Origin of the sequence: Kosakonia sp. CCTCC M2018092, from assembly GCF_003864115.1 — a bacterium.
GTDB classification, from domain to species: domain Bacteria; phylum Pseudomonadota; class Gammaproteobacteria; order Enterobacterales; family Enterobacteriaceae; genus Kosakonia; species Kosakonia cowanii.
The window spans coordinates 823,668-846,787 of sequence record NZ_CP034225.1; the positions used below are offsets into that span (position 1 = coordinate 823,668).

Below are 23,120 nucleotides of genomic sequence, written 5' to 3' on the forward strand. Positions count from 1 at the left end.
CTCAATTCAGTAATGCCATGAGCGATCAACGCCTGAAAGATATCGTCCCCTTTGTCGCCAGCGTCGAAGAGGGGAGTTTTGCCGCCGCCGCAGAGCGTCTGCATCTGACCGGCTCGGCAATCAGCAAAAGTATCAGCCGGCTGGAAGCGCGCCTGGGCTCGCGTTTGCTGGAGCGCACCACCCGCCGCCTGACATTGACCGATGCCGGGCAGGCCTATTTTCAGACCTGCATTCGCATCCTTGAGGAGCTGGCGGAAGCTGAATCGGTGCTGGCAGCGCACCGCTCGATCCCTTCCGGCCGCCTGCGGCTTGCGGTGCCGACCACCTACGGGCGGCTCGGCGTGATGCCCGCGCTGATCCCCTTTTGCCAGCAGCACCCGGAGATTGATCTCAGCATCACCTTCTCTGACCGCTTTGTGGATCTCTTTGATGAGGGGATTGATGTGGCGGTGCGCATTGGCCAGGGTGGCGACTTACCGGTGTCGATTGGTCACCGGCAGCTTGGGCGGGAAAAGATGGTCTTTTGCGCTTCGCCTGACTATCTGCGCCGGGAAGGCACGCCGCAAAACGAGGCGCAGCTGCTTCGCCACCGGGCGATCCTCTATGAACGCGTCGATGGCAGCAGCAAACCCTGGTTATTGCTGACGGAAGATGGGCACCCGGAGTGGCGCAACGTGCCTTACCGCATGACGCTGGGCGATGTGGATGCGCAGCGCCACGCGCTCTGCGCAGGTCTTGGCGTCGGGCAGATGCCTACCTGGCTGGTGCATCAGCAGTTAGCGCGCGGCGAGCTGGTCATCCTGCTGCCACACCAGCAGCCGGATGGGTTGCCGCTCAGCCTGGTGTGGCCGCGGCGTAAACAGCTGCTGCCAAAGGTCGATGCGCTGCTCAGCGCGCTCGAACAATTAGTTATCGCGCCGCCGCTTGCCCTTGACCCATGACAAGGCGGAGGAGGGCGCTCTCTTTTTATAATCAGCGCCGTTTCCCTTCTCACTGGTGTGGATCTATGGCTTACCAACTCAACCTCAACTGGCCGGAATTTCTTGAGAAGTACTGGCAGAAGCAACCTGTGGTGCTGAAAGGCGCATTTACCAATTTTGTCGACCCGATTTCGCCCGATGAACTGGCAGGCCTGGCGATGGAGCCGGAGATCGACAGCCGCATTGTCAGCCACGTCAACGGCCAGTGGCAGGCGTGGAACGGCCCCTTCGAGACCTTCGATCATTTAGGCGAGCGCGACTGGTCCCTGCTGGCACAGGCGGTTAACCACTGGCATGCTCCCTCCGCCGAGCTGGTGGAGCCGTTTCGCGTGCTGCCCGCCTGGCGCTTTGATGATCTGATGATCTCCTACTCCGTGCCGGGCGGCGGTGTTGGCCCGCATATCGACCAGTATGACGTCTTTATTATTCAGGGGATGGGCAGCCGCCGCTGGCGCGTGGGCGATAAGCTGCCGATGCGCCAGTTCTGCCCGCATCCGGCGCTGCTGCATGTCGATCCTTTCCAGCCGATCATTGATGAAGATCTTGCCCCGGGCGATATCCTCTACATCCCACCCGGTTTCCCGCACGATGGCTTTACGCATGAGACTGCTTTCAACTACTCGATTGGTTTTCGTGGGCCGAATGGCCGCGATCTGATCAGCAGCTTTGCGGATTACGCACTGGAAAACGATCTTGGCGGCGAGCACTACAGCGATCCGGATCTCACCTGCCGTGAACATACTGGCCGGGTGGAGGAGTACGAGCTGGAGCGTGTGCGCAGTATGATGATCTCGATGATCAACGATCCCGAGCACTTCAACCGCTGGTTTGGCAGCTTTATTACCACGCCGCGCCATGAACTGGATGTGGCACCGGAGCCGGATGATTACCCGGTCGATGAGGTGATCGGCGCACTGAAGGAGGGGCAGAGGTTAACGCGTCTCAGCGGGCTGCGCGCCCTGCGCGTTGGTGATCGTTTCTTTATCAATAGCGAATGTCTGGAGACCGCCGAGCCGCAAGCCGCCGATGCATTGTGTCGTTACACCACCATTGGCGTGCAGGAGTTGGGCAGCGCGCTGGATAACCCGGCCTTTGCCGACGAGCTGACCTGGCTGGTCAATCAGGGTTACTGGTATTTCGAAGATTAATCATGCAGTTACGCGTAGGCCGGATAAGCGCAGCGCCATCCGGCAATTTGCCATTGTGCAGGTGCCGGATGGCGGCTTACAGCCTTATCCGGCCTACATTCCAGGCTGGCGGATAAGCACATTTCATTCGGTTAGGCGTAGGCCGGATAAGCGCAGCGCCATCCGGCATTTTGCCCGTGTGCAGGTGCCGGATGGCGGCTTACAGCCTTATCCGGCCTACGTTCCAGACAGTTACGCGTAGGTCAGATAAGCACATTTCACGCAGTTACGCGTAGGCCGGATAAGCGCAGCGCCATCCGGCATTTTGCCCGTGTGCAGGTGCCGGATGGCGGCTTACAGCCTTATCCGGCCTACATTCCAGGCTGCGGGATAAGCGCATTTCAGGCAGTTACGCGTAGGCCGGATAAGCGTAGCGCCATCCGGCATTTTGCCGTTGTGCAGGTGCCGGATGGCGGTTTTCAGCCTTATCCGGCCTACACTTATCTGGCGACGATAAAACGCTTCTCATCGTCGATAAACGTCTTCTCTTCCGCAGGCGCGAGGATGGCACCAAAATTCATCTCAGCGCGTAACGTCCAGCTCTCGGGAATATTCCACGTTGCGCGCACATCGGCATCAATCAACAGGTGATAATGCTGCAAATTCGCGCCAATCTTTTTCTCCGCCAGCGCCAGCCACACCGCGTATTGCGCAATGCCGCTACTCTGCTCTGACCAAACGGGAAAATGCTCGGCATAGGCAATGTACTGGCGCTGCAGGTGGCTCACCTCCTCCTGATCCTCAAAAAAGAGCACCGTGCCGGCCGCCGCGCTGAAGCCATCGAGTTTATCGGCGGTGGCGTGAAAACTCTCCGCCGGGATCACATTGCGCATCTGCGCGCGCACCAGTTCCCAGAAGCGTTCATGCTCATGATCAAGCAGGATCAGCGCGCGTGAAGTTTGCGAATGAAACGCCGAAGGTGCCTGGCGGATCGCCTCCTTGATCGTGGCGATCGCCTCTTCGTGCGATACCGGCAGATCTTTCCCCAGCGCGTAGATCGAGCGCCGCGCCTTCGCCAGCGCGAGGAACATCTCCACGGGCGGAACGAGGGTCTGTACGTTGAATACCGTTTCCAGCAACGCTTGCGGCGCTACGGCGGGCGGAACCACCTCTGTACGGGCGATAGTCGATTTCAATATTTGCTGAAACGGATCCATAAACAGCGCTCCTGTTATGAGCAGTAACGGTGAAAGTAGCAAAGTTATCTGAACACACGCCGATAAGATTCCATTCAGCAAACAGATGAAAGAAAGCGCGGTATTTAACGCCGCCTTGCGCGCGCGTGCTCAGCGAAAAGGTTAACGGAGTCATTTGCCGTCAGCTATTATTATCCGTCGCGGCGAACGGAGCCGTTTGCCCGGCAAAAAAGCCGCCTCTGACGCTTTTTTTTACGCAAATCTGTGGCGAACCATCTTCTCTTTCATCCTGCATTTGTGCAGTGTAGAGCGATGGCAAGTATTTATGAAGTCAATGATTCACCCCTTCATCACCTTCTCCAGCTGTTATTGAGCGCATAGTGGGTCATGCGGAAACAATGAAATGAATAATGATAAAAAAGAGCACGATCACAGGGATGAAGAGATCAGGCATCTGTTTGAATTATTGAATAATAATTCGGACTGGGTCTGGGAAGTGGATGCACAAGGGCGTTACACCTGGTCGTCGGACGTGGTGACGGATCTGCTGGGTGTTTCCCCGGAAGAGGTGATTGGCAAAACGCCTTTCGATTTTATGCCGCCAGGCGAAGCCGAGCGCGTCGCCGGGGCATTTGGTGCCATCGTGGCGGAAAAGCGCGCCTTTTCCGGGCTGGTCAACCGCAACCAGCGCGCCGATGGCGGCATTGTGGTGCTGGAGACCAGCGGCGTTCCGCTTTTTGATGAGCAGGGCGAGCTGCGCGGTTATCGCGGCATCGACAGAAATATCTCCAACCTTGGCGAACGCGTACTGCAACTGGAGACCATTTACGACACCACCGCCGTAGCGCTCTGCATGATCGACAGCCGCGGGCATCTGGTGATGTTCAATAAAGCGATGGCGAAACTGCTCGGCGACAGCGCGCCAAAAGATACCCATTGCCACTTTCAGCAACTGATGCCGGAGTTCTGGCCCTTCTTCGTTGCCGATTTTGCCTTAGCAAAAGCGGGCGGCGTCCCGCCGTCGCGCGAGCTGAGCTGGCATGAGCGCAGTTACGATATCCAGGCAGTACCGGTGCGCGACGCGATGGACATTGTGGTCGGATTATCGGTTACCTGGGTCGATATCACCGAGCGTCGCCTGGCGGAGCAGAAGCTGGCGAACGCCAATAAGGTGTTGCAGCAGTATGCCCAGCACGATCACCTGACCGGGCTGTTTAACCGCCGCTATATGGATGAGCGCCTGTTGCAGGAGATTAACCGCGCGTTGCAGGAGGGGTTCCCGCTCTCGGTCTGCCTGGCGGATATCGACTATTTCAAATACTACAACGACTCGCAGGGCCACCAGGCGGGGGATGACTGCCTGCGGCTGGTCGCCACTACGCTGACCTCGGCGCGGCTGCGCAGCAACAATAATGTCAGCCGCTACGGCGGGGAGGAGTTTTTAATTATCCTGCCCGGCACCAGCCTGGCACAGGCGATGCGCGTCGCCGAAGGGGTGCGACATGATATCAGCGCCCTCAGGCGTCCGCACGCCGCCAGCCCGACCGGCTTTTTGACCATCAGCATCGGCGTCGCGACCCTGCAAAGCGATCTCCTGCCTCTTGATGAAAAACCGCTGCATATGATTGCCAGCGGGTTAATTCACCGGGCGGATACTGCGCTCTACGCCGCGAAAAAGCAGGGCCGCAACCAGGTGGTCTCTGCCAGAGATATGCCTGCCACATCGCAGGGCGCCTGACGGCGCTCTGTTACGACAGAGCCTGTTGCCAGTCGGCAATCAGATCCGCTTCATCCTCAATCCCCACCGACAGGCGAATCAGCTGTGGGGTAATGCCGTTTGCCAGCCGCTGTTCCAGTGGAATGGAGGCGTGAGTCATGCTGAAAGGCTGGCTCACCAGGCTCTCTACGCCGCCCAGGCTCTCTGCCAGCGTAAACAGCTTCAGCTTCTGGATGATCTGCGTCGCGCGCGGATCATCCCCTTTCACCACCACCGAGATCATGCCGCCCGGCAGCGCCATCTGCTTGCGCGCCAGCTGATAGTGCGGGTGCGACTCCAGCCACGGGAACCAGACCTTTTCAACCTGTGGATGCTGCTCCAGCCAGCGGGCCAGCGCCAGCGCGTTACTGCTGTGGCGCTCAACGCGCAGGGACAAAGTGCGGATACCGCGCAGGGTCAGGAAACTGCTGAAGGGATCGAGCACGCCGCCGACTGCGTTTTGCAAATAGCCCAGCTTCTCGGCAAGCGCCGGGTTATCGCCCACCACCGCGAGGCCTGCGACCACATCGGAGTGCCCGTTAAGGTATTTAGTGGCTGAGTGCACCACAATGTCGAAGCCCAGTTCCAGCGGGCGATGGATCACCGGCGAGGCAAAGGTGTTATCCGCCACGCTCAGTACGTTATGGCGTCTGGCGATCTCCGCAACCTGTTGCAGATCGACCAGCTTCAGCAGCGGGTTGGTCGGCGTCTCGACCCAAATCATCCGCGTTTGTGGGCGGATTGCCGCTTCCAGCCCGGCCAGATCGTCCGGTTTTACCCAGCTCACCTCAAGCCCGGCGCTGCGCCGACGCACGTTTTCGATCAGGCGATAAGTGCCGCCATAAACATCATCAATCGCCACGATATGGCTGCCGCTATCCAGCAGCTCCAGCACCGTTGAGATCGCCGCCAGCCCGGAAGCAAAAGCGTAGCCGCGCGTTCCGCCCTCCAGCTCGGCAATCGCCGTTTCCAGCGTGTGGCGGGTGGGGTTGCCGCTGCGCGAATACTCATAGCCAGTGTGCTGCCCCGGCGCCGGTTGCGCGAAGGTGGAGGTGGCGTAAATTGGCGGCATCACCGCGCCGTGTTGGTCGTGAAAAACGCCGCTGTGGACGCTCTGCGTAGCCATTAATTTCATCTCGTGTTCCTTATTGTTCCAGTCGATTACGCCAGGTTGTTAAGACATCGCTGCGGGTTATCAGGCCGACAAAGCGGCCGTTATCGGTGATCACCACCACCAGACCGCGATCGAAAATGTCACGCATGGCGCTTTCCGGGGCGTGTTTATCCAGCACTTCCAGATTGCGGGTCATCGCCGCCTTCACCGGCAGGGCGAAACGCTCGCTGTCGCCCTGCACATGGCTTATCAGATCCCACTCATCAACCAGCCCGACAAGCTGGCCATTTTCCAGCACCGGGAGCTGCGAAATGTCATACAGCCGCATGCGCGCGAGCACCGTTGCAAGGCTGTCGTCGGGCGAGGCGGTCACCGTTGCGCCTTCATCATGGCGAAGCGCAATAAAGTCCGTCAGATCGCCCTGCGACGGGCGCGTCAGCAAACCCTGCTGACGCATCCAGTCATCGTTAAACATTTTTGAGAGGTATTTATTGCCGCTGTCGCAGGCAAAGGTGACCACCCGCTTCGGCGAGCTTTGTGCCTGGCAGTAGCGCAGCGCCGCGCTCAGCAGCGTGCCGGTAGAAGAACCCGCGAGAATGCCTTCCTGTTGCAGCAGCAGGCGCGCGGTGGCAAAGGCCTCTTTATCGCTAATGCGAAACGCCTGACGCACACCGTCGAGCTGCGCCAGCGGCGGGATAAAGTCTTCGCCGATCCCCTCAACCAGCCACGCGCCGGGTTCGCCGTAGCGCCCCGTTTCCACCTGGTCGGCGAGGATCGAGCCTGCCGGATCGGCGAGCACAAATTCGGTGTCGGGAGAGTGTTCGGCAAACCATGCCTGCAACCCGCCGAGCGTCCCGCCAGAGCCGACACCCACCACAATGGCATCGATCTTCCCCTCCAACTGCGCGAAGAGTTCCGGCGCGGTAGAGGTGGCATGCGCCAGCGGGTTAGCAGCGTTATTAAACTGGTCGATATAGAACGCGCCCGGGGTCTCGTCGGCGAGACGGCGCGCATAATCCTGGTAATAGGCCGGATGGCCTTTGTTCACATCGGAGCGGGTGATCACCACCTTCGCCCCCAGCGCGCGCAGGTGGAAAATCTTCTCGCGGCTCATTTTGTCGGGCACCACCAGCACCAGCGAGTAGCCCTTCTGCGCGGCGATCAGCGCCAGCCCAAGGCCGGTATTGCCCGCCGTGGCTTCGATAATGGTTCCGCCCGGTTTCAGCACGCCTTGCCGCTCGGCTTCGTTGATCATCGATAGCGCGACGCGGTCTTTTATCGAGCCGCCGGGGTTCTGGTTTTCCAGTTTTAAAAACAGTTCGCACGGCCCGGTCGGTAATTTGTGCAGTTGCAGCAGCGGTGTATTACCAATTAATTCAGTTACTGAATGAAAAAGTGACATAACCCATTTGCTCGCTAATCAGGGAAGTGAGCGGATGATAGGTCTCTCTTTTTGCGCGTTTAAAGAATCTTTGTTTGGTATTTAGAACGAATGGAAATATAAAGCACTGTTTAGCCATCGGGGCGGCAAGCCGTGCAGTCGTCTGGATGGATGTATCGCTAAAACGGCGCTTTTTAAATGCTTTTTCTCCCTTTTTCTTCACTATTTCGCCGCTGTTATGCATTTTTCGGCAATCTTATGCTGAATAAATTCTTAGTTTGCGACGCCGCGTTATAACGCTTTTAGCGCTTTCTGCTATATCTAATGTCTATTTGGTTATTTGTATTATAACGCTGGCTGATTATTATCATCTGGACATCCATACTGCTAAACCGCCAAACGGAAAATACCAACGCATGATCGTCCTCAGGAATATCTCCAAGATCTTCGACCAGGGAAAGGCATCGATTACCGCCGTCGACAACGTCAATCTGACGGTTGAGCAGGGGCAAATTTATGGAATTATCGGCTACAGCGGTGCGGGCAAAAGTACGCTGATCCGCTTACTGAACGGGCTGGAAAAACCAACCAACGGCAGCGTGGTGATTAACGGCCAGGATATTGCCGCCGCGCGTGGCGAAGCCCTGCGCCAGGCACGCCTGAAGATCAGCATGGTCTTTCAGCACTTCAACCTTTTATGGTCGCGCACGGTAAGCGAGAACATCGCCTTTTCCATGCAGATCGCTGGTGCACCGAAGAAAGCGATCAACGCGCGCGTTGCCGAGTTGATTGAGTTAGTGGGGCTGAAAGGGCGCGAAAACGCCTATCCGTCGCAGCTGAGCGGCGGGCAGAAGCAGCGTGTCGGCATTGCCCGCGCGCTGGCTAACAACCCCGATGTATTGCTCTGCGATGAAGCCACCTCGGCGCTCGACCCGCAAACCACCGATCAGATCCTTGACCTGCTGCTTGATATCAATCGCCGCTTTAAGCTGACGATTGTGCTGATCACCCATGAAATGCACGTGGTGCGCAAGATTTGCGACCGCGTCGCGGTGATGGAAGAGGGCAGAGTGGTGGAAGAGGGCGATGTGCTGCAGGTCTTTACCCATCCGCAGCAGCCGATCACCAAACAGTTTGTGCGCCAGGTGAGCCAGTATAAAGAAGAGGAAACCTTCAACCCGGATCTGAACAGCGATCTCGACGGCACGGTGATTAAGCTCACCTTTACCGGCCACAGCACCCATCAGCCGATTGTCGGCGAACTGACGCTGCGCTACGGCCTGCCGTTTAACATTCTGCACGGCAAGATGTCGCAAACCGCGCATGGCGTATTTGGGCAATTATGGGTGCACGTGGTGGCAACTCCGGAACAACTGAACAACATTCTTACCGATCTCGGCAAGAGCAACATTGAGAGCGAGGTCGTGACCCATGGCTGAATCACTTTTTCCGCACCTGAAATGGGAGCAACTCTGGGCGGCAACGCAGGAGACGCTCTATATGACGGCGCTCTCGGGCGCGGCAACCTTCGTGCTGGGCATTCTGCTTGGGCTGGCGCTGTTTCTCACCGCGCGCGGCGGGCTGTTCCAGAACCGTGCGCTCTACAGCGTCATTTCTATTCTGGTAAACGTCTTCCGCTCGATTCCGTTCATCATTTTGATTGTGCTGTTGATCCCCTTTACCAAGGCGATTGTCGGCTCGATTCTTGGTGCTAACGCGGCGCTACCGGCGCTGATTGTCGGCGCGGCACCGTTCTACGCGCGGCTGGTGGAGATTGCGCTGCGTGAAGTGGATAAAGGGGTCATTGAGGCGACGCGCTCAATGGGCGCGCGTCTCGGTACCTTAGTCTTTCGGGTGCTGCTTCCCGAATCATCGCCCGCGCTGGTCTCCGGTATTACCGTGACGCTGATTGCGCTGGTGAGCTACAGCGCCATGGCCGGGGTGATCGGCGCAGGTGGCCTGGGCAATCTTGCTTATCTGGAAGGATTCCAGCGGAACCATAACGACGTCACGCTGGTGGCGACGGTGACCATTCTTATCATCGTCTTCATCATCCAGTTCTGCGGCGACGTGATTACCTCTCTGTTAGATAAACGATAACTATTGGAAACCAACAACATGAAAAAGACACTGACACTGATTGCCGCAGCCACCCTCAGCGTGCTGAGTTTCTCCTCCTGGGCCGATACGCTGACCGTTGGCGCGTCTAACGTACCGCACGCGGAGATCCTTGAGCAGGCGAAGCCGATTCTGGCGAAGCAGGGCATCGATCTGGAGATCAAACCGTTCCAGGATTACATCCTGCCGAACACCGCGCTGGCGGGCCGTGAAATCGATGCCAACTACTTCCAGCACATTCCGTATCTGAACAGCGTGCTGAAAGATCACGCTGGCGACAAAACCTATGATTTCGTTAGCGCCGGTGCGATTCATATTGAGCCGATTGGTATCTATTCCAAAAAATACAAGTCGCTGAAGGATCTGCCGGAAGGCGGAAAAATCATCATGCGTGACGCGGTCTCTGAAGAGGGGCGTATTCTCTCTATCTTTGAAAAAGAGGGCGTCATCAAGCTGAAGCCGGGCATCGATAAAGTGACGGCGCGCATTGACGATATCGTTGAGAACCCGAAAAAACTGAAGTTCCTGCCGAACGTTGAAGCGGCGCTGCTGCCGCAGATGTACAACAACGATGAAGGCGACGCGGTGGTGATCAACGCCAACTACGCGATTGATGCCGGTCTCGACCCGGTTCACGATCCGATTGCCGTCGAGAGCGGTGAAAATAACCCGTATGCCAACATCATTACCGTGCATCGCGGCGACGAGAAGAAGAAAGATATCGTGGCGCTGGTGAACGTGCTGCACTCGAAAGAGATCCAGGATTGGATCCGCACCAAATACAAAGGCGCGGTTATTCCGGTAAACAACTAATCTCCCTGATGCGCGGTCGCCCTGGCCGCGCATCTCTGCCTCCTCGATCGCCCCGTACAATTCCCTGTGATTAATCTCACCAATTTTAAACATCCCTGATAAACCTTTTTAACAATGCTCTACTATTGCCCGGTTCAGCCATCGTGGGGGTAGAGATGAAAGATGTGGTGATTGTCGGCGCTGTGCGCACGCCAATCGGCTGTTTTCAGGGGGCGCTGTCGCGTCACTCTGCCGTTGAGCTGGGCAGCGCGGTGGTGCAGGCGTTACTGACGCGCAGCGGCGTGCAGCCGCAGGATATCGATGAAGTGATTCTGGGCCAGGTGTTGACCGCCGGGGCCGGGCAGAATCCGGCTCGTCAGTCGGCGATCAAGGGCGGGCTGCCGAATACGGTTTCTGCGATCACCATCAACGATGTGTGCGGCTCCGGGCTGAAAGCGCTGCATCTCGCCTCGCAGGCGATCCAGTGCGGCGAAGCCGACGTGGTGATTGCCGGTGGCCAGGAGAACATGAGCCGCGCGCCGCATGTGTTAACCGATAGCCGCACCGGCGCGCAGCTTGGCAACAGCCAGGTTATCGACAGCCTGGTGCATGATGGGCTGTGGGATGCATTCAATGATTACCATATGGGCGTCACGGCAGAGAACCTGGCGCGGGAATATGGCATCAGCCGCGAGCGCCAGGATGAGTGGGCGCTCAGTTCGCAACATAAAGCGCGGATGGCTATCGACTCTGGCCGTTTTCGCGACGAGATCGTCCCTGTGCAGACGCAGAGCGCCGACGGCAAGCGTGTGCTGGTCGATACCGATGAGCAGCCGCGCACCGATGCCAGTGCTGAAGCGCTGGCACAGCTCAGCCCGGCTTTTGAAACCAGCGGCTCGGTGACGGCCGGTAACGCCTCGCCGATTAACGATGGCGCGGCGGCGGTGCTGATGATGAGCGCGGAACGCGCAGAGGCGCTTAACTTACCAGTACTGGCACGCATTCGCGCCTTTGCAAGCGTGGGCGTTGATCCGGCGCTGATGGGCATTGCGCCGGTTTACGCCATGCGGCGTTGCCTTGAGCGCGCGGGCTGGCAGCTGGATGATGTCGACCTGATCGAAGCCAACGAAGCTTATGCCGCGCAGGCGCTGTCGGTGGGCAAAATCCTTGAGTGGGATGAGAAGCGCGTCAACGTTAACGGCGGCGCGATTGCGCTCGGTCATCCGATTGGGGCTTCCGGCTGCCGCATTTTGGTGTCGCTGGTGCATGAGATGCAAAAGCGCAAGGCGCGCAAAGGGCTGGCAACACTCTGTATTGGCGGTGGACAGGGCGTCGCGCTGGCGATCGAGCGTGACTAATCCTGGTTGCTGATAATAACGTCCTCGCCCTGAGGGCGTTATTATTTGTGATCCCTCTCGCAGCTTCCGTTTCAATAAAAATAAAACCTTCTCTTTCCTTCCTTAAGAATCAAAGTAATCGCTAAAAATAGCATTATCCCCTGCGTGACCATTTTATTTTCAACTGATAAGCCTGCTTATTAATTTTATGTGCATTGTCTCGCCGCCCTCTGTGCGCTATTTAATTGGGTTTATGTAAATCCCGATAATAAGCCTGTGGTGTGATCTTAAACGCTTTTTTTACCCCTAAAGAGCAACTTTTATTGATGCTCGTCACGTGCTTTTACTTCGCTATTTTCTAGAGAAATATTTACGATCCAGATCACTAAAATAAAGTTACTATAAAAATAAAATGCAATTCCATAAAAATGAAACGTAATTTTAATTGTTGAGGTTGCTCATGTTTAAGAAAACTCTGGCCCTTGCTACTCTCCTTGGCGCATCCTTCGCTTCGTACGCTGTTACCGTCGATCTGCGCCATGAATACATTGATAGCGGCTCCAACGCCGATCGCGTAGCCGTGTCGCATCGCTTTGATAATGGCCTGGGTTTTGGCGTTGAAGCGAAATGGAAATCGGGTGGCGATGATGCTGATAAGCCGTTAACGGAGATTGTCGGCAACGGTCATGAAGAGTCGATCAACTGGCGCTGGGCTGCCACCAAGAATATTGCGTTAACGCCAGGTTTTAATATTGAAAGTAAGGATACCTTCTCGATCTATAAACCCTATATTCATGCGCAATACAGCTTTGATAACGGCGTCTATATTGCCGGCCGTTACCGTTATGAATATACCCGTAACCCGGATTCCAACGTTGTCGATAACAAAGTCAATAAATTCGATGCATGGGTGGGCTGGGCAATGGGCGACTTCCGCACCGAGCTGAACTACGTATATGCCAAGAGCACCGAAGATGTGGTGCGTGAAAATAATAAAAACTACTCCAACGAATATAATGCCAAGCTGGCGTACAAACTTGATAAAAACTGGTCACCGTATGTCGAAGTCGGCAATGTGGGCGTGAAAAATACCGACGAACGCCAGACCCGTTTCCGTTTGGGTGTCGCTTACTCTTTCTGAGTCTCTGAATATTTTCAAACACCCGGTGCCTGGCGCCGGGTTTTTTTATGCCCGTCATTCTTCGCGCCGCTCGTGACTTACGCGTTACGGGATCAGTGCCGGAGAATGGAATCATGTAGGCCGGATAAGGCATCGCCGCCATCCGGCATGATTACCGCAGAGTTTATTGCCGGATGGCGCTTACGCTTATCCGGCCTACGGGATCAGTGCCGGAGAACGGAATCATGCAGGCCGGATAAGGCATCGCCGCCATCCGGCATGATTACCGCAGAGTTTATTGCCGGATGGCGCTCACGCTTATCCGGCCTACGGGATCAGTGCCGGAGAAAAGCGCGCAAAAAAAGGCCCTCCATTGGAGGGCAAGGCCAGTTACAGAAACACTCACTCAAATTCAGGGTTGCAGCAGGGTGCGCTGCTCGGGCAGTTTGGCGATATAGAGCGCCGGTTTGCCGTCTTTATCGGAACTGAACAGCACTGCGCTGTCATCCGGGGTAAACGATGGATGCGGATGCGTGACCTGGCGGCTGTTGGCAAAGGTCGCCCAGGAGGTGTCATGGCGTGCGACGCGGTAATACCCTTTCTGCGCCACGTCGAACACATAGAGATAGGGGTCGTTATCAATGGTGTAGCCGCCGGTATCTTTCACATCGACCGGCGTGCCGGAGCCGTCACCGACCAGCAGCGTACCGTCAAAGTTGCTCATCAAATGCGAGCAGGCTGGCATCGGCATAATCTCTTCATTCACGCCGCTCTCTGGATAAAAGCGAGAGATAGAGCGCCCCTGTTCGCCTTTCAGGTAAGAGACATAGACCAGCGCCGAGCCGTTCGGCACCCAAAACTCATGGGTGCAACTCTCACCTTCGGCATGATCCTTAACTTTGCGCACGTTGCTGCCATCTTCATTCACCAGCCACATCCGCGCATCGACCAGATCGTGCGGGCCTTCATGGCAAAACGCCACGGTGTTGTCATCAAACGGGCGGTAGATCGGGTGACCGAGCCAGATCTTCTCTTCATGAATCACCTTGCTTTCGCCAGTCTGGAGATCAACGCGCAGCAGGCGGCAGTGTGGCCCTTTATGGAAGAAGTCATGGAACAGCTGCCAGTCGTTAAGCGGCGTCCAGTCGCTGGCGGCAATCTCAATCCCCACCAGCTTGGTGCAGTCGCTGTTGGCGACCCAGGTACCGTAACCCACCCAATCTTCGGGGACGCGGTAGATCTCGCGCTCAGCCAGCGTGTGCAGGTTAACTTCGCGCAAGGTGCGATCGTTTTTTACGTAGTAGAGCGCACTGTCGTCCGGGGAGAGAAAGCCGCCAAAGGTGTTATCGCCCGCGCCTTCGGTTAACTGCACCGCTTCGGCATTTTCAATATCCAGCAGATAGTAGTTCCAGTTGCCGTCAAACTCGCCGGCAAACAGCAGGTGGCTGCCATCGTTAAAGAAGCACTTTTGATAGAAGTAGTTGCGGTGACACGTCACCTCCGGAGGGGTTAAGCGGGTCACTTCCGCGCCGGTATCCGGATCGCGGCTCACTGCATAGTTGAGTTTTACCCGCATGCCTTTCGCCATTTTTCTCTCCTGTAGAGGGGCCGGCCGCCATGTTGCGTCCCCGCATGACCCCGTATCTGCTTAAGTTTAAAAATAGGATTTCAATTTATCAAAACGTCGTTTCAATATTTGTGATTGCGGGCGCAATTTATAAGAAAATTATTACGAAGGGCATAAAAGCGATTGTGATATCACAGGCGTGAATAATGGGCTTTGATTTTAAACGAGAAATTTTGCTGTGACTGTCAAATTGCAAAGATTGATTTAACTAATTGATTATTAGCAACTAATTAGCATAGGCCGGAATGCTTCTAAGCCCCGCAGCGCTTGTCAACGCTCAACAATCGTGATCCTACTTCCAGAACGGAAAATAACTAACATAAAAATTGAAACGTTGTTTTATATAAGATTGAAAACGTGTTTTAGCCGGGATAAGATGCAGCAAAAGTTGAAACGGAACACTGTTTCTCTGTTTCGTCTCAGGCCATTTTGCTGAACATTGATGTCGGAGGTAAGTGTGGAAGTCAGACAAAGCATCCACAGCGCGCACGCTAAAACGCTGGATACCCAGGGGCTGCGCAACGAGTTTTTAATCGAAAAAGTGTTCGTCGATGATGAATACACCATGGTTTACAGCCACATCGATCGCATCATCGTCGGCGGTATCAAGCCGGTGGCGAAAAGCGTGTCGGTTGGCGGTGAAGTGGGTAAACAGCTGGGCGTCACCTATTTCCTCGAACGCCGCGAGCTGGGCGTAATCAATATCGGCGGTGCGGGCACCATTACCGTTGATGGCGAGATCTATGAAATCGGCCATCGTGATGCGCTCTATGTCGGCAAAGGCGCGAAAGAGGTGGTGTTCGCCAGCGTTGACGCAGCGAAACCGGCGAAGTTTTACTACAACTGCGCCCCGGCTCATACCACCTATCCAACCAAAAAAGTGACGCCTGCGGAGGTTTCCCCCGTCACCCTCGGCGATCCGTTAACCAGCAACCGCCGCACCATCAATAAGTACTTTGTGCCGGACGTGCTGGAGACCTGCCAGTTAAGCATGGGGCTGACCGAGCTTGCGCCAGGCAACCTGTGGAACACCATGCCGTGCCACACCCACGAACGCCGCATGGAAGTCTATTTCTACTTCAATATGGAAGAGGACGCCTGCGTATTCCATATGATGGGCCAGCCGCAGGAGACGCGTCATATCGTGATGCAGAACGAACAAGCGGTGATTTCACCAAGCTGGTCAATCCATTCAGGTGTCGGTACGCGCGCGTACACCTTCATCTGGGGGATGGTGGGCGAAAACCAGGTCTTTGATGATATGGACCACGTCGCCGTAAAAGATCTGCGCTAATTGCGGGCAGCAAACACACTGCCTGTCCGTGACAGGCGCTGATAGATTAAGGAACTCACATGATTCTGGATGCATTTTCTCTTCAAGGTAAAGTTGCGGTAGTGAGCGGTTGCGATACTGGTCTGGGGCAGGGCATGGCGCTGGGCCTTGCGGAAGCAGGCTGCGACATCGTCGGCATCAACATTGTTGAACCGACTGAAACCATCGAGCGCGTCACCGCGCTGGGCCGCCGTTTTCTGAGCCTGACCGCCGATCTGCGTAAGATCGATGGCATTCCGGCCCTGCTTGAGCGCGCGGTCGCCGAGTTCGGCAAAATCGATATCCTGGTGAATAACGCCGGTCTGATCCGCCGCGAAGATGCGATCAACTTCAGCGAGCAGGACTGGGATGACGTGATGAACCTGAACATCAAGAGCGTTTTCTTTATGTCCCAGGCGGCGGCGAAACACTTTATCGCCCAGGGCAACGGCGGCAAAATCATCAATATCGCCTCGATGCTCTCCTTCCAGGGCGGCATCCGGGTGCCTTCTTACACCGCCTCTAAGAGCGGCGTGATGGGCGTTACCCGCCTGCTGGCGAACGAGTGGGCGAAGCACAACATCAACGTTAACGCGATTGCGCCGGGTTATATGGCGACCAACAACACCCAGCAGCTGCGCGCCGACGAACAGCGCAGCGCCGAGATCCTCGATCGCATCCCGGCTGGCCGCTGGGGTCTGCCGAGCGATCTGATGGGGCCGGTGGTGTTCCTCTCCTCTAAAGCCTCTGATTACATCAATGGCTACACCATCGCCGTTGATGGTGGCTGGCTGGCGCGTTAATTCCCGCCTGTAAAAAAGAAACCTGCTGCGGCAGGTTTTTTTATATCTGCATATTGTTTGTCCATACGCAACAAATTGAAATATCCATATCATTTACTCTTAATTATTTCACTAACGCTAAAATATGCTTAAAAATAAGCTAATTAAAAATAGTTTAGCGCTTAAACACTATTTTCAAAATTGTAAACTCCATCACAAAACAGTAGCTGACAGCTATTTTATCCATATCTTCGCGTTTTCCTCACTGACGCTTTTCCCGTCGCTGCCTTACTTTCATATAACGTCTTATTCTGTGCAGGCAGGAAATAATAATGGCTTTTCTCAGTAATGATTCTGTCGCTTTACCCCGTGCGCTGCGTGATACCCGACGCATGAATATGTTTGTCTCTGTTTCCGCCGCGGTCGCCGGGCTGCTGTTTGGCCTTGATATCGGCGTGATTGCCGGCGCGCTGCCGTTTATTACCGATCACTTCACCTTAAGCAACCGGCTGCAGGAGTGGGTGGTGAGCAGCATGATGCTCGGCGCGGCGATTGGCGCGCTGTTTAACGGCTGGCTCTCGTTCCGCCTCGGCCGTAAATACAGCCTGATGGTCGGGGCGATTCTTTTTGTGGCCGGTTCGCTCGGCTCGGCGTTTGCCACCAGCGTCGAAGTGCTGCTCATCTCCCGCGTGCTGCTTGGCGTCGCGGTCGGTATTGCTTCCTACACCGCGCCGCTCTATCTCTCTGAGATGGCGAGCGAAAACGTGCGCGGCAAAATGATCAGCATGTATCAGCTAATGGTGACGCTGGGGATTGTGCTGGCGTTTCTCTCCGATACCGCGTTCAGCTACAGCGGCAACTGGCGGGCGATGCTTGGCGTGCTGGCGCTACCCGCGGTGCTGTTGATTATCCTGGTGATCTTTTTACCCAACAGCCCGCGCTGGCTGGCGCAGAAAGGGCGCCATATTGAAGCGGAAGAGGTGTTGCGCATGCTGCGCGATACCTCGGAAAAAGCGCGTGAAGAGCTGAATGAAATCCGCGAAAGCCTGAAGTTGAAGCAGGGCGGCTTTCAGCTGTTCAAGAACAACCGCAACGTGCGCCGCGCGGTCTTTCTCGGCATGCTGCTGCAGGCGATGCAGCAGTTCACCGGCATGAATATCATCATGTATTACGCACCACGCATCTTTAAGATGGCCGGTTTTACCACCACGGAAGAGCAGATGATCGCCACGCTGGTGGTCGGCCTGACCTTTATGTTTGCGACCTTTATCGCCGTCTTTACGGTCGATAAAGCCGGGCGTAAACCGGCGCTGAAAATCGGCTTTAGCGTGATGGCGATTGGTACGCTGATCCTCGGTTACTGCCTGATGCAGTTTGATAACGGCACGGCGTCCAGCGGTCTTTCGTGGGTGTCGGTCGGGATGACCATGCTCTGTATCGCCGGATATGCAATGAGCGCCGCGCCGGTGGTGTGGATTTTGTGCTCTGAGATCCAGCCGCTGAAATGCCGCGATTTTGGTATCACCTGTTCGACAACCACCAACTGGGTGTCGAACATGATTATCGGCGCGACCTTCCTGACGCTGCTGGATGCGATTGGCGCGGCGGGCACTTTCTGGCTCTACACCGCTCTGAACCTGTCGTTTGTGGGTGTCACCTTCTGGCTGGTGCCGGAGACGAAAAACGTCACGCTTGAGCATATTGAGCGTCGTTTGTTGTCCGGGGAGAAGTTGCGCAATATCGGCGTGTGAGGAATTGCCGGATGGCGCGCAAGCGCTTATCCGGCCGACAAAAGCTAATGAAACTGCATTCACAGGCCCGGTAAGCGTAGCGCCAGCGGGCATTTTTTGCCGGATGGCGCGCAAGCGCTTATCCGGCCTACAAAACCTAATGAAACTGCATTCCCAGGCCCGGTAAGCGCAGCGCCACCGGGCATTTTTTGCCGGATGGCGCGTAAACGCTTATCCGGCCTACAAAATCTCACAGCTTCGACTTTTTACTTGGTTAACGCATGGCGCGCTTGAGGATACGCTCGGCCTGGCGCTGGAAGTCCGTCGCGGTCTCTTCAACGGTTTTCTGACCATAATCGATGTACTGAATCGCGGTACCAAACTGCGCCACAATCTGCGGATCGTCAAAATATGGCGACACCGAGAGCTTCGCCGGCAGCGACTGCGCCAGACGCAGGCCCGCGACCGCCGGATCCTCCTCTTTGATAACCCCGCTGGCGGTCAGCGTCTCGACCGCCACTTTGCTCAGCGGTACACCGCGCTCAAGACCCAGCGTCTGCACACCCTCTTTGCTGTTGAGCAGGAAGTTAATCACCTGCGCCGCCTCTTTCGGATGTTTGGTCGACTTACCAATCGACAGCATCTGCGCCGGTTTAAAGAACAGCCCCGCATCGGTGGCGCCCGGCAGCATCGGGTAGTCGCCCAATACCAGTTTGGCCGGTGGCTTCAGGTTGTCGGAGTATTTGGTGATGGTGGAGTTCCACATATAGGTGCCGCCCCATTCGCCCTCGATCCACGGCTTCATCTCATACATGTTGCTCTTACCGAACGAGGCATAGTATTTCGAATCCGGCATCACGTGGCTGTCGACCAGCTTTTTGTACATCTGGAAGAACTCAACCCACTGCTCTTTGCTGTAGCTGAATTTTTTCGTCTTTTCGTCAACGGCCGGAATGTTGTACTTCTGCACCATATAAGAGTTGAGCAGCGCCAGCGTATCCTGGTGCTCCAGCACGACCGGGTAGTACTGTTTGCCCAGCTTGCTCTCAAAGGTTTTGCCCGCCGCCATCAGCTCATCCCAGGTTTTCGGGAAGCTGACGCCCGCTTTTTTCCACTGCTCGTCATTGAAGTAGAAGACGCGCGCGGTTACCGAGATAGGAATGCCGTTTAACTTGCCGTTAATAGTGGTGGTTTGCAGCTCTTTAGCGTCGAACTGGCTAAGATCGATAATATCTTTCACCTGGTTCAGGTCGTAAAAACCCTCGCCGTTTTTCGAGAAGATCGGCAGCCAGTTCCAGTTGGTCTGCATGACGTCCGGCTCGGTGCCGCCAGCGATCTGCGTGGTCAGACGGGAGAGGTGCCCGTCCCAGCCGGTGTATTCGGACTTCACGGTAATATCGGGATGCTGTTTATGGAACTCTTCCAGCGCTTTTAAGGTGACCTGGTGACGACCGTTGCCGCCCCACCAGGACATACGCAAATCAACATTGTCAGCGGCGGTGGCGGGTACAGCGCACATGCCCAGGGTTGCGGAGATAGCTGCGCCGATTAGCACTTTTTTCATTTTTATACTCCAGTTTATGTAGGTCACGCTGAGGCCGCCTGAGGCGGCCCGCATGTTTTTAGCTATAGAGAGATGTTCTGTTCCGTTTTCGCGTCAAAGATGTGGCACTTATTCATGTCGAACTTAAAGTACACCTTCCGGTGCAGCCCCTTAGCAATCAACGGCCTGGCTTCATCAGAGGGAATGCGGGCGGTCAGCTCATAGTCGGCGACTTTCAGGTAGACGAAGAACTCATGACCCATGTTCTCGACGCGCACCAGATCGCCCGCGCCGCAGTCGTCGCTGAAAGGTTCATCGGAGACGGAGACAAACTCCGGACGCACGCCAAAGAAGACCTCTTTGTCGGCATAAGCCGCGACTCTCTCCTGCTGATGAGTGTTAAGCGCCAGCGTCTCCTGGCCGACGGTAATGTGCAGGGAACCCTCTTTCTGCACGATTTTCGCCGGTTTGATGTTCATCTCCGGCGCGCCAATAAAGCCCGCGACGAACATGTTTTTCGGAAAGTGATAGAGGTTATCCGGCGTATCGACCTGCATGATATGGCCGAGCTTCATCACGCAGATGCGGTCGCCCATGGTCATCGCTTCGGTCTGATCGTGGGTCACATACACGGTGGTCGCCGGTTTACCGGAGCTTTTTAACTGCTTATGCAGATCCGAAATGCGGATGCGCATCGAAGCGCGCAGCTTGGCATCAAGGTTGGATAGCGGTTCGTCAAACAGGAAGACATCCGGTTTTTTAACAATCGCACGGCCAACGGCCACGCGCTGCGCCTGGCCGCCGGAGAGCTGGCGCGGCAGACGATCCATTAACTCTTCCAGTTCGAGGATTTTCGCCGCTTCATCTACCTGGCGTGCGATCTCATCTTTCGGCATTTTGCTCAGCTTCAGGCCGAAGGCGAGGTTTTCGCGCACGGTCATATGCGGGTAGAGCGCATAGTTCTGGAACACCATGGCGATGCCGCGCGACTTCGGCGCGAGGTTGTTAACAATCTTCTCGCCGATGCGCACTTCGCCGCCGCTGATGGTCTCAAGCCCCGCCAGCATGCGCAGAGTGGTCGATTTGGCGCAGCCGGAGGGACCAACAATCACCATAAATTCACCGTCGGCGATTTTCAGGTCGATACCATGTACCGCTTTGAAGCCGTTTGAGTAGACCTTTTCCAGTTTGTTGAAAATTACTTCAGCCATGATACTTCCCTCTTAACCTTTGATTCCGCTGCTGGTGACGCCCTGTACGAAGTAGCGCTGTGCCAGGAAGAAGACAATGATGGACGGCAGAATGGAGATACTCGCCATTGCCAGAATTTCGTTCCACGGTGCGCCTTCGGTCACGTCGATAGACATTTTCAGCGCCAGCGCGATGGGGTATTTATCCACGCTGTAGACGTAGATCAGCGGCCCGATAAAGTCGTTCATCGACCACATAAACTGGAACAGCGCCACGGAGATAATCGCCGGTTTCAGGATTGGCACCACCACGTACCACAGCACCTGCCAAGAGTTACAGCCATCAATCTGCGCCGCTTCTTCCATATCGCGCGGTACGCCGCGTAAGAACTGAATCAACATAAAGACGAAGAAGCCCTGCGTGGCGAAGGCCAGCGGCAGGTAGAGCGGCATATAGCTGTTGAGCATGCCCATTTCACGGAACATCAGGTATTGCGGGATCAGCAGCACGGTGCTCGGCAGCAGCATGGTGGCGATCAGCGTGCCGAACCAGAAGTTCTTCCACGGGATCTCAAAGCGCGCAAAACCGTACGCCACCACCGTCGACGAGATGATCGTCAGGATCACTTTCGGGATCACATACTTAAAGGTGTTAAGCATGTAATGGCCGAAGGTGTATTCGGTGCCGGTTTTCCAGCCGTTGATAAAACCGTCCCAGGTGGCGTGGTTCGGCCACAGCCCGAGAGTGGTGAAAATCTCATGGTTCGGTTTGAACGACGCCGAGAACATCCACGCCAGCGGGTAGAGCATCAGCAGGCCGACAAGCAGCAGGATCGTGTAGCGGATCCAGGCGCTGATTTTCTCGCGGCGCAGGGTGCGCGCCACTTCACGTTCAGCCTCTTTCATGCCCGGCGTAAGGTGTTGAACATCAGCCATTTTTGCCTCCCTTATCGGCAGAGTAGAAGACCCAATACTTCGAGGACTTAAAGGCGACAGAGGCAAAGACCGCCACCACCAGGAAGAGCACCCAGGCCAGCGCTGCGCCGTAACCCATATCGAAATATTTGAACGCGGTGTCGTAGATGTAGAGCGAGAAGAGATAGGTGTAGTAGGTCGGGCCGCCGCCGGTAATCACGTACGGGCCGGTAAATTCCTGGAACGCCTGCGTGGTCTGCATGATGAAGTTGAAGAAGATCACCGGCGTAATCAGCGGCACGGTCACTTTCGTAAACATCTGCCATTTGCTGGCACCGTCGATCATCGCCGCTTCATACTGCGACTGCGGAACGTTTTGCAGCGCCGCCAGGAAGATCACCATCGCCGAGCCGAACTGCCAGACGCGCAGCAGCGTGACAGACATCAGCGCCAGCGACGGCTCGCCGAGCCAGTTAACAGGATCAAGGCCAAAGACGCCGATAAAGCTGTTTAACAAGCCATCGATGGCAAACAGCGCGCGCCACAACACCGCGATAGCAACCGAGCTGCCGAGAATTGACGGGATGTAGTAAGCGGTGCGGAAAAAGCCGATGCCGCGCAATTTAAAATTGAGCACAAAGGCGATGCCCAGCGCAAAGGCCAGCTTCAGCGGAATGGTTAAAAAGACATAAGCAAACGTCACGCCCATCGATTTCCAGAAGAGGGTATCTTCAGTAAACATGTAGCGGTAGTTTTCGATGCCATTAAATACCGGTGGGCTCATCAGATCATACTCAGTAAAACTGAGAAAGAAGGATGAGATGAACGGGAAAGCGGTAAAGACAATCAACCCTATTATGTAAGGTGATATCCAGGCCAATCCCAGTAGTCTGTTTTCATTCATAGATACCTACCTGGCGAGCAATGTGTAATTCGGATTCGGAGAGCCGCCGCCCTTTCACGCAATAAAGGGTGCGTTAGATCACAATATTTAATGAAATCAAAGCGTTTTGAATCTGTAACTGCCGGAAATTGTTGGCATTATTCCGGGTTTTAAAATCCTCTGAACTTGCGTTCTTGAATTGTAAAACATCGTTTTA

Annotated in this window: 20 protein-coding genes; 11 read left to right on the forward strand and 9 right to left on the reverse strand. The window is 55.6% G+C overall.

The window, feature by feature from the left end; translation table 11 throughout:
• Positions 1-17 precede the first annotated feature (17 nt).
• Positions 18-941: a LysR family transcriptional regulator gene (locus EH164_RS03845; protein ID WP_124967353.1), complete on the forward strand. Its 924-nt coding sequence runs from the start codon at positions 18-20 to the stop codon at positions 939-941.
• Between the two features lie 65 nt (positions 942-1,006).
• Entirely contained in the window at positions 1,007-2,128 is a 1,122-nt protein-coding gene (locus EH164_RS03850) for a cupin domain-containing protein (RefSeq protein ID WP_124967354.1), read from the forward strand.
• Positions 2,129-2,607: 479 nt separating this feature from the next.
• Here EH164_RS03850 and EH164_RS03855 read toward each other — a convergent pair whose 3' ends face one another.
• Positions 2,608-3,198 (reverse strand): nitroreductase family protein, encoded by a 591-nt coding sequence (locus tag EH164_RS03855; protein WP_370277249.1) that lies wholly within the window; start codon positions 3,196-3,198, stop codon positions 2,608-2,610.
• A gap of 508 nt (positions 3,199-3,706) precedes the next feature.
• On the opposite strand from EH164_RS03855, the gene EH164_RS03860 reads away from it, so the two are divergent.
• Positions 3,707-5,041: a sensor domain-containing diguanylate cyclase gene (locus EH164_RS03860; RefSeq protein ID WP_124967356.1), complete on the forward strand. Its 1,335-nt coding sequence runs from the start codon at positions 3,707-3,709 to the stop codon at positions 5,039-5,041.
• 10 nt (positions 5,042-5,051) lie between these two features.
• Here the strand turns inward: EH164_RS03860 and EH164_RS03865 are convergent, their stop codons facing one another.
• From EH164_RS03865 to EH164_RS22555, 3 genes are read right to left on the reverse strand one after another with little or no spacing between them, the layout of a single operon-like run.
• Positions 5,052-6,194 (reverse strand): PLP-dependent aspartate aminotransferase family protein, encoded by a 1,143-nt coding sequence (locus EH164_RS03865; RefSeq protein ID WP_124967357.1) that lies wholly within the window; start codon positions 6,192-6,194, stop codon positions 5,052-5,054.
• A 10-nt stretch (positions 6,195-6,204) separates the two neighbouring features.
• Positions 6,205-7,575 (reverse strand): cystathionine beta-synthase, encoded by a 1,371-nt coding sequence (locus EH164_RS03870; RefSeq protein WP_124967358.1) that lies wholly within the window; start codon positions 7,573-7,575, stop codon positions 6,205-6,207.
• Positions 7,550-7,798 (reverse strand): hypothetical protein, encoded by a 249-nt coding sequence (locus EH164_RS22555; RefSeq protein WP_164483600.1) that lies wholly within the window; start codon positions 7,796-7,798, stop codon positions 7,550-7,552. The genes EH164_RS03870 and EH164_RS22555 overlap by 26 nt, the downstream gene beginning before the upstream one ends.
• 172 nt (positions 7,799-7,970) lie before the next feature.
• Here EH164_RS22555 and EH164_RS03875 point away from each other — a divergent pair, with 172 nt between their 5' ends.
• The 5 genes from EH164_RS03875 to EH164_RS03895 all read left to right on the forward strand — a co-directional run bounded on the left by EH164_RS03875 (position 7,971) and on the right by EH164_RS03895 (position 12,942).
• Positions 7,971-8,993, forward strand: a complete 1,023-nt coding sequence (locus EH164_RS03875; RefSeq protein WP_094421954.1) for a methionine ABC transporter ATP-binding protein — start codon at positions 7,971-7,973, stop codon at positions 8,991-8,993.
• The gene (locus EH164_RS03880; RefSeq protein WP_042713275.1) at positions 8,986-9,654 is read left to right on the forward strand and encodes a methionine ABC transporter permease; all 669 of its coding nucleotides are present in this window, start codon (positions 8,986-8,988) and stop codon (positions 9,652-9,654) included. Before EH164_RS03875 ends, EH164_RS03880 begins: the two co-directional genes overlap by 8 nt.
• Positions 9,655-9,672: 18 nt before the next feature.
• On the forward strand, positions 9,673-10,485 hold the full coding sequence (locus EH164_RS03885; RefSeq protein WP_023481046.1) for a MetQ/NlpA family ABC transporter substrate-binding protein: 813 nt from the start codon (positions 9,673-9,675) through the stop codon (positions 10,483-10,485).
• Between the two features lie 155 nt (positions 10,486-10,640).
• Positions 10,641-11,822, forward strand: coding sequence for an acetyl-CoA C-acetyltransferase (locus EH164_RS03890; RefSeq protein ID WP_124967359.1), 1,182 nt, complete (start codon positions 10,641-10,643; stop codon positions 11,820-11,822).
• Between the two features lie 439 nt (positions 11,823-12,261).
• The gene (locus EH164_RS03895; protein WP_124967360.1) at positions 12,262-12,942 is read left to right on the forward strand and encodes an oligogalacturonate-specific porin KdgM family protein; all 681 of its coding nucleotides are present in this window, start codon (positions 12,262-12,264) and stop codon (positions 12,940-12,942) included.
• 391 nt (positions 12,943-13,333) lie between these two features.
• Here the strand turns inward: EH164_RS03895 and EH164_RS03900 are convergent, their stop codons facing one another.
• Positions 13,334-14,509, reverse strand: coding sequence for an oligogalacturonate lyase family protein (locus EH164_RS03900; protein WP_124967361.1), 1,176 nt, complete (start codon positions 14,507-14,509; stop codon positions 13,334-13,336).
• A gap of 496 nt (positions 14,510-15,005) precedes the next feature.
• On the opposite strand from EH164_RS03900, the gene kduI reads away from it, so the two are divergent.
• From kduI to EH164_RS03915, 3 genes are all read left to right on the forward strand, one after another.
• Positions 15,006-15,842, forward strand: coding sequence for a 5-dehydro-4-deoxy-D-glucuronate isomerase (gene kduI, locus EH164_RS03905; RefSeq protein ID WP_094422984.1), 837 nt, complete (start codon positions 15,006-15,008; stop codon positions 15,840-15,842).
• A 59-nt stretch (positions 15,843-15,901) separates the two neighbouring features.
• On the forward strand, positions 15,902-16,663 hold the full coding sequence (gene kduD, locus EH164_RS03910; protein WP_023480692.1) for a 2-dehydro-3-deoxy-D-gluconate 5-dehydrogenase KduD: 762 nt from the start codon (positions 15,902-15,904) through the stop codon (positions 16,661-16,663).
• A 311-nt stretch (positions 16,664-16,974) separates the two neighbouring features.
• Positions 16,975-18,393: a sugar porter family MFS transporter gene (locus tag EH164_RS03915; RefSeq protein WP_124967362.1), complete on the forward strand. Its 1,419-nt coding sequence runs from the start codon at positions 16,975-16,977 to the stop codon at positions 18,391-18,393.
• Between the two features lie 253 nt (positions 18,394-18,646).
• On the opposite strand, the gene EH164_RS03920 is transcribed toward EH164_RS03915, so the two are convergent.
• The 4 genes from EH164_RS03920 to EH164_RS03935 form a co-directional block, all read right to left on the reverse strand.
• Positions 18,647-19,936, reverse strand: a complete 1,290-nt coding sequence (locus tag EH164_RS03920; RefSeq protein ID WP_023481034.1) for an ABC transporter substrate-binding protein — start codon at positions 19,934-19,936, stop codon at positions 18,647-18,649.
• A 62-nt stretch (positions 19,937-19,998) separates the two neighbouring features.
• A complete protein-coding gene (locus tag EH164_RS03925; protein ID WP_124967363.1) occupies positions 19,999-21,126 on the reverse strand; it encodes an ABC transporter ATP-binding protein in 1,128 nt (375 codons plus the stop codon).
• Between the two features lie 12 nt (positions 21,127-21,138).
• Positions 21,139-22,041, reverse strand: a complete 903-nt coding sequence (locus tag EH164_RS03930) for a carbohydrate ABC transporter permease (protein WP_023480718.1) — start codon at positions 22,039-22,041, stop codon at positions 21,139-21,141.
• A complete protein-coding gene (locus tag EH164_RS03935; protein ID WP_023480765.1) occupies positions 22,034-22,924 on the reverse strand; it encodes a carbohydrate ABC transporter permease in 891 nt (296 codons plus the stop codon). Before EH164_RS03935 ends, EH164_RS03930 begins: the two co-directional genes overlap by 8 nt.
• Positions 22,925-23,120: the final 196 nt, after the last annotated feature.